Raw genomic sequence first — 12,200 nt, 5'->3', positions numbered from 1 at the left:
GAGTGCTGCGTGCTGCCCGTGATGCCGATCGCGACACCGTACTCGCCTGGCGTAACCATCCGGACGTGCGTGCGGTCAGCCTGACGACCCACGAGATCACGCCGGAGGAGCACGCGGCGTGGTGGGAAGCCGCCACGAGCGATCCCCGGCGGCACATCCTGATCTTCGACGACAGCGGAGTCGTCATCTTCGACCTGCGCGGGGACCCGCCGAGCTGGAGCTTCTATCTCGACGTCGCCGGACTCGGCGCGGGCCTGCTGCCCACCTGGATGCGGCTCGAGCAGGCCGCGGTGCGGTACGCGTTCGGCGAGCTCGGACTGCGGCGGCTCGGCGGCGAGACGCTGGCCACCAACACGCAGGTGCTCGCCCTGCACCGGCGCTTCGGCTTCCGGGAGACGCGGCGCTACGAACGGCTGATCGACGGCGGGCCACGGACCGTGGTGTGGACCGAGAGGGGAATCGAGCGGTGATCGTCGACGACGTGGAGATCGGCGCCGGGCGGCGGCCGTACATCGTGGCCGAGATGTCCGGCAACCACAACGGCTCCCTCGACCGGGCCCTCGCCCTGGTGGACGCGGCCGCCGACGCCGGCGCGCACGCCATCAAGATCCAGACGTACACGGCCGACACCATGACGGTGGACGTCGAGCACCCGCGCTTCCGGATCTCCCAGGGCCACGAGCTGTGGGGCGACGAGTACCTCTACCAGCTCTACGAGCGCGCGCACACCCCGTGGCCGTGGCACGAGGCGATCTTCGAGCGGGCCCGCGAGCGCGGGCTGACCGCGTTCTCCAGCCCGTTCGACCGCACCGCGGTGGACCTGCTCGAGAAGCTCGGCGCCCCGATGTACAAGATCGCGTCCTCCGAGATCACCGACCTGCCGCTGATCCGGCTCTGCGCGAGCACCGGCAAGCCGCTGATCATCTCCACCGGCATGGCGAGCGTCGGCGAGATCGCCGCCGCCGTCGACGCCGCTCGGGGCGCCGGCTGCGCCGACCTGGTCGTGCTCTCCTGCACCGCCTCGTACCCGGCCCCGCCGGAACACACCAACCTGCGACGCATCCCGGTGCTGGCCGAGACCTTCCGGGTGCCGATCGGCCTGAGCGACCACACGCTCGGCATCGGCGTGCCGGTCGCGAGCGTGGCGTTCGGCGCCTGCCTGATCGAGAAGCACGTCACCCTCGACCGCGGCGACGGCGGCGTGGACTCGGCGTTCTCGCTCGAACCGCGAGAGCTGGCCGCCCTCGCCGTCGAATCGGAACGCGCCTGGCAGGCGCTGGGCACCACGTCCATCGGCCCCACCGCGGCGGAGCAGGAAGGCCTGCGGTTCCGTCGTTCGCTCTACGTGGTGGCCGACGTCCGGGCGGGCGACACCCTCACCGAGGACAACGTCCGCTCCATCCGGCCCACCGGGGGCCTGGCCCCCGACGCCATCCGCACGGTGCTCGGACGCACCTTCCAGCGGGACGCGGGCAAGGGCACGCCGCTGTCCTGGGACCTGATCTGAGAGGCACGATCAACGGTGTGGCTGAACGCGAACGGCAAGGAACTCCAATGGTTCCTGGAGTCGGCGACGGTGTACTGGGAGAAGAACCTCCCCCGCCCCGCTGACGACGCGGTGGTCGTGGTGGAGGCGTTCCACCAGGACATCCGCGTGAACCTGCGCAACCTGGCGTTCGCCAACGCCATCCGGCGGCTGCGCCCGGCGCGGCTGATCGTGCTGACCGGCGTCGAGGACCAGTGGCGCAAGACGCTGTGGAGCGGCTTCGACGTGAACGTGGTCCGCCAGGTGTCCGAGGCCTTCGCCGCGACCGAGGTGATCGACGTCTGGGACCGGATCCGACGGTCCGACACCCCGGCCCGGGACGAGGCCACGATCGTCGCCTACACCGACGCGACCTACTGCCGGCTGGCCAAGGTGCCGCGGCTGCCCGACGGTCACCGGACGCGACCCGACTACCGGCTGCGGCACGCGTACGCGACCCGGCTCTTCGACTTCTACGAGGAGCTGATGCGGCGCGACGTCGTCGCACTGGTCACCAGCCACGTCGACTACGACCAGTGGGGGCTCGCCGTCGAGTCGGCCCGCCGCGCCCGCATCCCGGTCATCCACACCCAGCAGACCGGCTGCCTCAAGGCGTACGGGCTCTTCCCGCAGGCCGACACCGGCACCGGCACGTTCCGCGAGGAACTGACCCGGCAGATCGGCGCCGTCTTCGAGACCCAGCTCTGGCCCCGCCGCGAGGAACTGCGGGCCGGCGCCGAACTGGTCGCCTGGCGCGCCAAGGTCAACCTCGGCCGGCCGAGCTGGTGGCGCGGCGGTGTGACCGCCTCCGTCGACCTCAGCAACCCCGCCGAGCGGGGCCGGCTGCGCACCCACGTCGTGGACCGGCTGGGCTTCGACCCGGCCCGGCCGCTCGTGACCGTCTTCAACCACGCCGTCTCCGACGCCCTGGGCACCAACCGTGAACTGTTTCCTAGCCTCGCCGACTGGTTCGCGGACACGGCCGTGCACGCCGCGGAGAACACCGACGCCCAATGGCTCTTCCTCGACCACCCCAGCCAGGCGCTCTACGACTCCACCGGCTTCTTCGACTCGGTCGCCGCGAAACACCGGCGCGCGAAGCACCTGGCGTTCCGGCCCAGCGCCACGCTGAGCAAGAACGCGCTGTGGAGCCTCACCGACCTCGGGGTCACCGTCCGTGGCAGCGTCAGCAACGAGCTGCCCGCGTACGGCATCCCGGTGATCCAGGCCGGCTGGTCCGAATGGAGCTCGTGCGGGATGTCCACGGTCGTCGAGGACCAGGACGCCTACTGGAAGACCCTCGAACAGAGCATCACGGCCATCCGCGACAGCGCCGACCTGGTCAGCGAGGAACAGGTCCGGCGCGCCCGGCTCTGGCTCTGGCTGTATCGCAGCGGCACCGACGTGGTCACCCCCCTCGTGCCGCAATGGGAGGTCTGGCCCGCCGACATCCTCTTCAAGACCATGCGGGCCGCGTTCCGCCACATCGAGGCCGACGCCGACCCGCTCTTCTCCTCGGTCGAACGGATGTGGACCCGCCAGGAGCCGATACTGACCCGAACGGACTTCCGCGCATGATCGACACCTGGCTCGCCACAGACACGGGCTTCCCGGGCACGTTCGGCTCCTGGCTCGCCACAGACATGGACTTCCCGGGCACGTTCGGCTCCTGGCTCGCTATCGCCCCGGGCTTCCGGGGCACGTTCGGATCCTGGCTCGCTATCGCCCCGGGCTTCCGGGCATGATCGGGTCCTGGTTCGCCACCGACCACGACGAGCCGCCGCACGTCATCGAGAATCTGCCGATCGAGGTCGACAGCGGACGCGACCCCGGCCTGTGCATCGTCGACCAGGTAGTGCGCGGCGCCGCGATCGTCGGCCGGGTGACCGGCGACCACGGCGCGGTCGGGCTCAAGGTCCGCGCTCCCGGCATCGCCACCCGGGTCTCCGTCGTCATCCACCTCGACGAGACCGCCGCCCGGTGGTGGTCCGACCGGGTGCGCCCGCCCCGATTCGCCCCCGAACTGCCCCGCCTGGTGCTCGTCCGGGCGCAGGGCGAACTGCGCGGCGCCGCCCTGCTCGCGCGGCGGCAAGGCCTGCGACGGGCCGCCGGTGCGAAGGTCACGGTCGAGTTCGACCTGGGCGCGGCCGACCTGGACGGCGACGGCCTGCTCATGATCGAGCTTGCCGAACCCCCGCGACCCGAGTGGGTGCACGACCGGATCGCCGCGCGCTGCGCTCTCGGCCTCCGCATAGACCAGATTTCGGTACGGCCACAGCCCGCCACGACCGCAAGCCCGGTGCCGGCCGGACCCACGGGTTGCGACCTGGCCCTGCTGCCGGCCGGCGGCCCCGAACGGTTCCGGCTGGAGACGGCGCTGGTCACCCCGGCACCACCCCTGCCCCGGTCGCCGTCGACGAGACTGACCCGTCGCAAGCCCGCGCGGGCCGCCCTCAAGCTTTTCCGGGCTGCCCGACGTGCCGCCATATGGTTCCTCGCGCTGCGTCCCGCCGCTCTTCGCGCGGGCCCTTTCCGTCCCGCCGCTCTTCGTCCGCGCTCTCTCCCTTCTTGTCTTCTGCCATCGCGATCCGACCCTAGCGCCACCCACCGACAACTTCCCGCCGCTCTTCGCGCGGGCCCTCTTGCTTCCGCCGCCGTCGTCGGTGTGTGGGCGATCGACCTGCTTACCGGCGTACCCGTCGAATTGGAGCTGGAGGACCGCTCAGCCGGGGCGCTGCAATTGCGTCGCACCGGTTTGTCGGAGGGTCCGGTGTTGATCGGCCTGGACCCGGGCGGTCGGGACCTGTCCTGTCGGATCACGGTGCCGGACCGATGATCCACCGACCGGCGCTCGGCGCCGATCCCGGCCACAACCACCGACTGCTCCAGGAGACGCTCGACGCCATGCCGGCCGGCAAACTCGAGCTGCCGCCCGGCACCTACCCGATCGACGACGGCCTGCGCGTTCCCGGCGGTTGGACCATCCGCGGCGGCGAGGTCGCCGGCGCGAACGGCGGACGTCCCGCTACCTGGCTGGAGTCGACAGGCAGCACCGGACATCCGGTCCTGCACGTCCGCGGCTCCGACGTGTCGGTGAGCGACCTCGGTCTGCGGCCGCCGCCGGCCGACCCGGGCGAACACGGCGGCGACCGGGGGACGGCCATCACGATCGGCGACTACCTCTACCCGGCGACGCCGGAGTGGATCTCCCGGGTCGACATCCGGCGCGTGCACGTCGAGCGGTCCACCGAGAAGCACGCGAACTGCGTGGCGCTGATGGGCGCGGTCCGCGACATCACCCTGCACGACCTCACGATCCGCGGCGGCTACACCGGCGTGGCCGTGCACTGGGGCGCGGTCGGCGCGGACGTCTCGACGATCGCCGGGCCCACCTACCACCCGCATCGCCTCACCATCACCGACCTGCGGGTCAGCGACGCGGTCGAGGGCTTCTACCTCAGCTCGGTGCACGACGTCCGCGTGGCGGGAGCCTGCCTGCGCGACGTCGAGATGGGTTTCCGGCTGCTGCCGGGCGACAACACGGACCGCTTCGTCGCCTCCGATGTGGTCGGCTCGGCCATCGACATCTCGGACGTCTGCGTCCGCTGGCACGGACCTCGCTACGCGCTTCGCATCGCGGGCTGGGGGCGCAGCGAGATCGACGGGGAGGTGAGTGAGCTGCGCTATCGCGACACGGTGATCCGCGGATGCCGGCTGCGCGGGTCCGGTTCCGGGTCGTGGGCGCCGATCGCGGTCGAACGGGCGGAGGGGGTTCAGCTGCGGGACGTTCTGGTCGAGTCCGAGGTGGCCGGAGAATCCGCACGAGAGAGCGCGTCGCGCTGTTGCGTGCGTGCTGTTCCGATGTCCGCGCTGCCGTGATGTTCGCGCTGCCGTGATGTCCGCTGCCGCGATGTCCGCGCTGTCCTGATAGCTTGCGCCGTGCGTGCTTGCGCTGAGCTCGTTCGCCTACAGTGGACGGCCACGCGACCTTTCGTGCGGCCGCCGATTGTGGGCAGCTGTGCGTGGCGTGCCCGGACGAGGCCGGGGGGAGCGCCGCCACGCTTCCCCCGGCCTCCCTTCATGCTTCCCCCGGCCTCCCTTTACGCTTTCCCGGCCTCCCTTCACGGGAGCGTCAGCCGCCACGCTTCCCCTGGCCTTCCTTCCCTCGGTCTTCCCTCGGCCTTCCTTCTCCAGGCCTCTCTTCCCCTGGCCTCGCTTCACGGGAGCGTTAACGGGCCGAAAATGTCGCAGGGCGGGCGTAGCGTCGCTCACCATGACGACGATGGCGGTGGTGGCAGACAGCCTCGTGAAGACATACGGGGAGGTCAAAGCCCTCGACGGTCTCCGGCTGGAGATCCCGGAGGGCACGGTGCTGGGCCTGCTCGGGCCCAACGGCGCGGGCAAGACGACGTGCGTGCGGGTGCTGACGACCCTGCTCCGCCCCGACTCCGGCCGGGCGTGGGTCATGGGCATCGACGTGCTGCGAGAGCCGAAACTGGTCCGGGAACGCATCGGCGTGTCCGGTCAGTACGCGGCGGTGGATGAATATCTGACCGGCTTCGAAAATCTGGACATGGTGGGACGTCTCTACCATCTGGGCCGCAAGCCGTCCGCGGCGCGGGCCCGGGAACTGCTCGAACAGTTCAGGCTGGAGGACGCCGCGAACCGCCCGGTGAAGACCTACTCGGGTGGCATGCGGCGGCGCCTCGACCTGGCGGGGGCGCTGGTGGCCCGGCCGCGGGTGCTGTTCCTGGACGAGCCCACCACCGGGCTCGATCCGCGCGGCCGCACGGAGATGTGGAGCACCCTGGAGGAGCTGGTGGCCGGCGGCACGACCGTGCTGCTGACCACGCAATATCTCGAGGAGGCCGACCGCCTGGCGGACACCATCATGGTGGTCGACCGGGGTCGGGTGATCGCCGAGGGCACCGCCGACCACCTGAAATCGCAGGTCGGTGGCGAGGTCATCGAGATGGTGATCGCGGATCCGGGCCGGGTGCGGGAGGCCTCGACCATTCTCGGCGAGGTGTGCCGGGGCTCGGTCGGCGTCGACGACCACACCCGCAAGCTGTCGGCGCCGGTGGACGGCGGCAAGCCGGCCGCGGCGGTGCTGACGGACGCGCTGCGCCGTTTCGACGAGGCCGGCGTGGCGGTCATGGACGTCGGTGTGCGCCGTCCCACGCTCGACGACGTCTTCCTCAAGCTGACCGGTCACGCGACGGCCGAGCCGACGGACGCCGCCACCAAGGAGGTCGTGCGATGAACGCTGTGCTCTCGGCATTCGCGGACGGGGCCGTCATCACCCGCCGCAACCTGCTGAAAATCAAGAGGGTTCCGGACGTCCTGGTCTTCTCGACACTGTCCCCGATCATGTTCGTCCTCCTGTTCGCCTACGTGTTCGGCAGCGCGATCCAGGTGCCCGGCGTCAACTACCGCGAGTTCCTGATGGCGGGCATCTTCGTGCAGACCGTCGTCTTCGGCGCCACCTGGACCGGCGCGAGCCTCGCCGAGGACCTGCAGAAAGGCATCATCGACCGGTTCCGCACGCTGCCCATGTCGGGCGCGGCCGTCCTGCTGGGCCGCACGGCGGCGGACGTCGGCATCAACCTCGTCACGTTCGTGGTCATGGCGCTGTCCGGCCTGCTGGTCGGCTGGCGGATCCGCTCCTCGGTGCCCGAGGCGATCCTCGCGGTGCTCCTGCTCCTGACATTCGCGTACGCGATCTCCTGGATCATGGCGGTCGTCGGCCTCTCGGTCCGCACCCCGGAGGTGGTCAACAACGCCAGCTTCATCGTGATCTTCCCGATGACCTTCATCGCCAACACCTTCGTGCCGACCGGCAACCTCCCCCCGGTGGTCAAATTCATCGCCGAGTGGAATCCGGTCTCGTCGGTGACCCAGGCCGCCCGCGACCTGTTCGGCAACACCAACCCGATGGTCCCGGTCCCGGACACCTGGGCCTTGCGCAACCCGGTCGCCTACAGCCTGATCTGGATCGCAGTCGCCCTCATCGTCTTCGTACCCCTGGCAATCCACCAGTACGGCCGAGCCGCCTCCCGGTAACCCGCATCGCGGCGTCCCGTCCGCACCCTGAGCTAGCGTGATCACGTGCACCCGGACGCTGTCCCCGCCGACGCTGTCCCCGCCGACGCTGTCCCCGCCGTCGCCGACTCCGTCGACGCAGCCGTCCCGACCGACGCCGTCCCTGCCGTCGCGGTCCCGACCGACGCCGTCCTGACCGACGCCGTCCTGACCGATGCCGTCTCTGCCGACGCCGTCCTGACCGATGCCGTCCCCAACGGCGTCGGCGCGGGCACTGGTGGCGCGGGCACTGGTGGCGCGGGCACTGGTGGCGCGGGCACTGGTCGCGACGGCGGCGGTGGTGGTGCGGGCGGTGGTGGTGGTGGTGCGGGCGGCGGTGGTGGTGGTGGTGCGGGCGGCGGTGGTGGTGGTGGTGCGGGCGGCGGTGGTGGTGGTGGTGCGGGCGGCGGTGGTGGTGCGGGCGGCGGTGGTGGTGCGGGCGGCGGGTGGTTGGTGCTTGCGGTGGTTTCCGCGGGCGGAGTGCTTGGTGCCCTGGCGCGCTACGGGATCTTGGCGGCCTGGGCGCATGAGCCGGGCGGGTTCGCGTGGTCGACGTGGACGGTCAACGTCACCGGCTGTTTCCTGATCGGGGTGCTGACGGTTCTGATCTCTCGTTTTCGCCCTGACCAGCGGTTGATCCGCCCGTTCTGGGGCGTTGGCGTCCTGGGCGGATACACGACGTTCTCCACCGCGACGGTCGACGTCCTCGAATCCGCTCCGGGCACCGCCCTGGCCTACCTCGTCGCGACGCTCACCGGGGCACTGGTCGCGGTCTGGCTCGGCACCGCCCTCACCGAAGCGGCGGTGCGCCGATGACCGTGTTGCTGGTGGCATTGGGGGCGGCGGTAGGCGCGCCGCTGCGCTACCTGACCGACCGGCGGTTGCGGGCGTGGCGTGATTCCCGGTTCCCGTGGGGCACGCTGGTCGTCAACGTCGCCGGCTCGTTGCTGCTCGGCTTCCTGGTTGGCCTGCCGGTCAGCCCGGCGCTGGCCGCGTTGCTGGGCACGGGCTTCTGCGGCGCGCTCACCACGTATTCGACGTTCGGCATCGAGACGCTCGGGCTGGCCCGCGCGGGAGACCGCTTCCTGGCGGCCGCCTACGCGCTCGGCAGCGTCCTCGCCGGCCTGGGCGCGGCCTCGGTCGGCTTTCTCCTCGCCCACGTCGTCGGCTGACGCAGAGCCCGCGTTGTCGGCTGACACAGAGCCTCGCCCGCGTCGTCGGCTGACGCAGAGCTCAGCGATGGGGGAAGAGCAGCTCTCCCATCGCCAGCTCGGTGAGCGGCTCCGCGAAGTAATAGCCCTGCCCCAGCTCGCAATTACCGTCCGCAAGCTCGCTCAGCTGCCCCGCGTCCTCGATGCCCTCCGCGATGGTGGAGAGGCTGAGGGCCTGGCCGAGCTGGATGATGCCCAGCGTCAGCGCGGCCGCCGCCGGCACGTCGCCGACGTCGTCCACGAAGCTCTTGTCGATCTTGATGATGTCGACCGGGAACCGGCGCAGGTACGCCAGCGACGAGTACCCCGTGCCGAAGTCGTCGATGGCCAGCCGTACGCCCAGGGCCTTGATCCGTTCCAGCTGGCGCAGGGTCGACGACCGGTGATCCACCAGCAGGGACTCGGTCAGCTCGAGGACCAGGCATGCCGCCGGCAGGCCGCTGTGCTCCAGGGCCGATGCCACCGTGTCCGGCAGGTCGGTCTGGTCGAGCTGGACCGCCGACAGGTTGACGCTGACGCTCAGCGGCCGCTGGCCGTCGCGCCGGGTGTTCCAGATGGCCGCCTGGCGGCATGCCTCGCGTAGGACCCATTCGCCGATCTGCACGATCATCCCGGTTTCCTCGGCGAGCGGGATGAAGTCCAGCGGCGGGATCAGGCCGCGTTCCGGGTGCTGCCAGCGGACCAGCGCCTCGAGGCCGGTGATCTCGCCCGTACGCAGGTGCACGATCGGTTGGTAGCGCAGCGTGAACTCGTGCCGGACGACCGCGCGGCGCAGGTCCGCCTCGAGTTGGAGGCCGGCCTGGAACGATGCCTGCATCGCCGGTTCGAAGATTTCGAGCCGGTCCTTGCCGGCCTTCTTCGCCTGGTACATGGCCAGGTCGGCCTGGACCATCAGTTCCTGGGCTCCGGTGATCTCGCCGGCGGCGCTGTAGGCGATGCCGACGCTGCAACTCACGAAGGTTTCCTTGCCGGCGAGGTCGAACGGTTCGCGCAGCGCTTCCAGGATGCGGTCGGCGACGGGTACGGCCTCGTCCACCCCGGTGACGATCGGGAGCAGCACCGCGAACTCGTCTCCGCCGAGCCGTGCCGCCGAGTCGAGCGGGCGCAGACATGCCTTGATCCGGTCGGCGACTCCGGTCAGCAGCAGGTCGCCGGCGGCGTGCCCGAGGGAGTCGTTGACCACCTTGAAGCGGTCCAGGTCCACGAAGAGGACCGCGAGGCCGGTGTCCGCCTCCCGGGCCGCGACGAAGGCGCCGTCGAGCCGGGTCATGAACAGGGCGCGGCTGGCGAGGCCGGTGAGCGAGTCGTGGAACGCCTGGTTCATCGCCTCGAGGGTCTGCGCGTCGGTCAGCGCCAGGCTCACGTGCTCGGCGAACGCTCGCAGGATCTCCTGCGACTGCTTGTCCCACTGTCGCGGGCCCTTGAAGGTGCCCACCGTGAGGCATCCGACGACCGCGCCGTTCTCGTGAACGGGGATCGCCATGACCGCCCTGAGGTTGGAGCGGACGACGTCCGGGATGGCGACCGGGCAGTTCTCGTAGTCCTCGACAAGGACTAGTTCGTTGGTCATGACGGCAACGCCGGCGACGCCCGCCTCGGGCAGCGGGACGCGCTTCATCTTGGGCAGGATGTCGGGCGGGAAGCCGACGCTGGAGACCATGCTGCCGACCGTGGGGTCGTCCTTTTCGAGTACGTTCAGCGAGGCGATCTCGAGGCCGAGCAGTTCGGTCGCGCTGGTGGTGATGGAGTCGAGGATCTTCTGCAGCGGGGCGCGGCCGGCGATCTGCCGCTGGATCCGGCTCAGGTGCTCGAAGAGGCGCTGACGTTCGTGGAGCGAACTGGCGAGCCGTTCGTTCTCCTCGGCCTGCCGCCGTTCCGTTTCGGTGAGTTGCAGGGCCTGGAGGCCGAGTTCGAGCACCCGCGCCATTCCGCGCAGCAGGCAGACGTCTTCGACGGAGAACGGACCTTCGCGGCGGCCGACGACCAGCAGGCCGTTCGCGGGGCCGCTGATGTGGGCGTACGCGATGACATAGGTGGTGCCGGCGAGGTCGAGGGTGTCGAGCTGGTCCGCGGCGGCCTTCTGGAGGGCGGCGATCGGCACCTGTTCGGCGCGCAGGCCGACCGAGGCGACCACGCCGGAGTCGAGGATGAGGACGGCGGCGTCCGTGTCCAGGGCACGCGCGGCGCACTCCACGGCCGCGTACTGCGCCGCGGGTCCGTCCGGCCGGTCAGCGACTGCGGACAGGAACGCCGTCAGTTGCTGTTGCGTAGCAAGCATGCCCATGACGTGGTCTGTCGGTCCGCGTCAGCGGGAGTTGAGCGTTTCGGGTGACCGTTTTCGTGTGCGGCCGCCGGGACGCTCCGGCGAGCGGGCCCGAGCTCACACCCGCGGGCATGATGCGGGCAACCTTTCCGGGCATTCGGGCACAACATTCATCCGGATTCGTCATGCGGTGACATGATATCCAGCGTGTCTAGGCCGGTGGCAAACGGTCAGAGAACCACCAAATCCGCCTGCGTTGTGATGGGTGCCACACGTTTTCCGCGGTGCTACAAATGTTCCACACGTCGCCCGGAGGTGCGAATTGAATGCCGAAGAGCGGCAGCATCAGATCGTTGCCCTGGCGCGGCGCCACGGTGCCGTGGATGTCGCGAAACTCGCCGCCGAGCTGAACGTTTCCGCGGAAACGATCCGCCGGGATCTGCGGCTGTTGGAAAAGCGCGGACTGCTGCGGCGTACGCACGGCGGCGCCTATCCGGTGGAGACCGCGAAGTTCGAGACCGACCTCGCGATGCGCACCATGCGCGGGGTGCCGGAGAAGCGGCGGATCGCCGCCGCGGTCGTCGGGCTCATCGGCGACGCGGAGACGATCTTCATGGATGAGGGCTTCACCCCGCAGCTGATCGCGGAGGCGTTGCCCACCGACCGTCCCCTCACCGTCGTGACCGCCTCGCTCAACACCGCGGCCTGGCTGTCCATGAATACGCCGGTCACCGTGTTGCTGCTGGGCGGCCGGGTCCGCGGCCGCACGCTGGCCACTGTCGACCACTGGGCCAGCGCCATGCTGGCCGGCTTCGTCATCGACCTCGCCATCGTCGGCGCGAACGGCATCTCCCGGGAGGCGGGCCTGACCACGCCGGATCCCGCCGTGGCGGACGTGAAGTCGCATGCGGTGCGCGCGGCCCGCCGCCGGATATTCGCCGGCGTGCACACGAAATTCGGCGTCCGCACGTTCTGCCGCTTCGCCGAGATATCGGATTTCGAGTCACTGGTCACGGATATCGGACTGCCGGCATCCGAGGCGCAGCGCTATTCCCGGCTTGGGCCACAGGTTATCCGCGTCTGATCGTTAATAACGGAGGATCTGCTGTGCAAAGACCAT

The 12,200-nt window shown here is 70.3% G+C and carries 12 protein-coding genes; 11 read left to right on the top strand and 1 reads right to left on the bottom strand.

Annotated elements, in window-relative coordinates:
• The first annotated feature begins 2 nt into the window (after positions 1-2).
• The 10 genes from AB0M36_RS25720 to crcB all read left to right on the top strand — a co-directional run bounded on the left by AB0M36_RS25720 (position 3) and on the right by crcB (position 8,778).
• Positions 3-470 carry a GNAT family N-acetyltransferase gene (locus AB0M36_RS25720; RefSeq protein ID WP_364161783.1) on the top strand — a complete coding sequence of 156 codons (468 nt, stop codon included), beginning with the start codon at positions 3-5 and terminating at the stop codon, positions 468-470.
• The gene (gene pseI / locus AB0M36_RS25715; protein WP_364161780.1) at positions 467-1,507 is read left to right on the top strand and encodes a pseudaminic acid synthase; all 1,041 of its coding nucleotides are present in this window, start codon (positions 467-469) and stop codon (positions 1,505-1,507) included. The genes AB0M36_RS25720 and pseI overlap by 4 nt, the downstream gene beginning before the upstream one ends.
• A gap of 15 nt (positions 1,508-1,522) precedes the next feature.
• A complete protein-coding gene (locus tag AB0M36_RS25710) occupies positions 1,523-3,103 on the top strand; it encodes a hypothetical protein (protein ID WP_364161777.1) in 1,581 nt (526 codons plus the stop codon).
• Positions 3,100-3,270 (top strand): hypothetical protein, encoded by a 171-nt coding sequence (locus tag AB0M36_RS25705; RefSeq protein ID WP_364161775.1) that lies wholly within the window; start codon positions 3,100-3,102, stop codon positions 3,268-3,270. The genes AB0M36_RS25710 and AB0M36_RS25705 overlap by 4 nt, the downstream gene beginning before the upstream one ends.
• Positions 3,267-4,361: a hypothetical protein gene (locus AB0M36_RS25700; RefSeq protein ID WP_364161772.1), complete on the top strand. Its 1,095-nt coding sequence runs from the start codon at positions 3,267-3,269 to the stop codon at positions 4,359-4,361. The genes AB0M36_RS25705 and AB0M36_RS25700 overlap by 4 nt, the downstream gene beginning before the upstream one ends.
• Complete coding sequence (locus AB0M36_RS25695; protein WP_364161769.1) at positions 4,358-5,404, top strand: hypothetical protein; 1,047 nt, start codon at positions 4,358-4,360, stop codon at positions 5,402-5,404. Before AB0M36_RS25700 ends, AB0M36_RS25695 begins: the two co-directional genes overlap by 4 nt.
• A 394-nt stretch (positions 5,405-5,798) precedes the next feature.
• Positions 5,799-6,788 carry an ATP-binding cassette domain-containing protein gene (locus AB0M36_RS25690; RefSeq protein WP_364161766.1) on the top strand — a complete coding sequence of 330 codons (990 nt, stop codon included), beginning with the start codon at positions 5,799-5,801 and terminating at the stop codon, positions 6,786-6,788.
• Complete coding sequence (locus tag AB0M36_RS25685) at positions 6,785-7,588, top strand: ABC transporter permease (RefSeq protein WP_364161763.1); 804 nt, start codon at positions 6,785-6,787, stop codon at positions 7,586-7,588. The genes AB0M36_RS25690 and AB0M36_RS25685 overlap by 4 nt, the downstream gene beginning before the upstream one ends.
• Before the next feature lie 468 nt (positions 7,589-8,056).
• On the top strand, positions 8,057-8,422 hold the full coding sequence (locus AB0M36_RS25680; RefSeq protein WP_364162370.1) for a CrcB family protein: 366 nt from the start codon (positions 8,057-8,059) through the stop codon (positions 8,420-8,422).
• Complete coding sequence (crcB, locus tag AB0M36_RS25675; protein ID WP_364161761.1) at positions 8,419-8,778, top strand: fluoride efflux transporter CrcB; 360 nt, start codon at positions 8,419-8,421, stop codon at positions 8,776-8,778. Before AB0M36_RS25680 ends, crcB begins: the two co-directional genes overlap by 4 nt.
• 61 nt (positions 8,779-8,839) lie before the next feature.
• Here the strand turns inward: crcB and AB0M36_RS25670 are convergent, their stop codons facing one another.
• Positions 8,840-11,101, bottom strand: coding sequence for a bifunctional diguanylate cyclase/phosphodiesterase (locus AB0M36_RS25670; RefSeq protein WP_364161758.1), 2,262 nt, complete (start codon positions 11,099-11,101; stop codon positions 8,840-8,842).
• A gap of 244 nt (positions 11,102-11,345) precedes the next feature.
• Here AB0M36_RS25670 and AB0M36_RS25665 point away from each other — a divergent pair, with 244 nt between their 5' ends.
• On the top strand, positions 11,346-12,164 hold the full coding sequence (locus AB0M36_RS25665) for a DeoR/GlpR family DNA-binding transcription regulator (RefSeq protein ID WP_364161756.1): 819 nt from the start codon (positions 11,346-11,348) through the stop codon (positions 12,162-12,164).
• Positions 12,165-12,200 lie beyond the last annotated feature (36 nt).

The organism is Actinoplanes sp. NPDC051346 (assembly GCF_040682215.1).
Taxonomy (GTDB): domain Bacteria; phylum Actinomycetota; class Actinomycetes; order Mycobacteriales; family Micromonosporaceae; genus Actinoplanes.
This window is presented reverse-complemented; position numbering and strand designations above follow the sequence as displayed.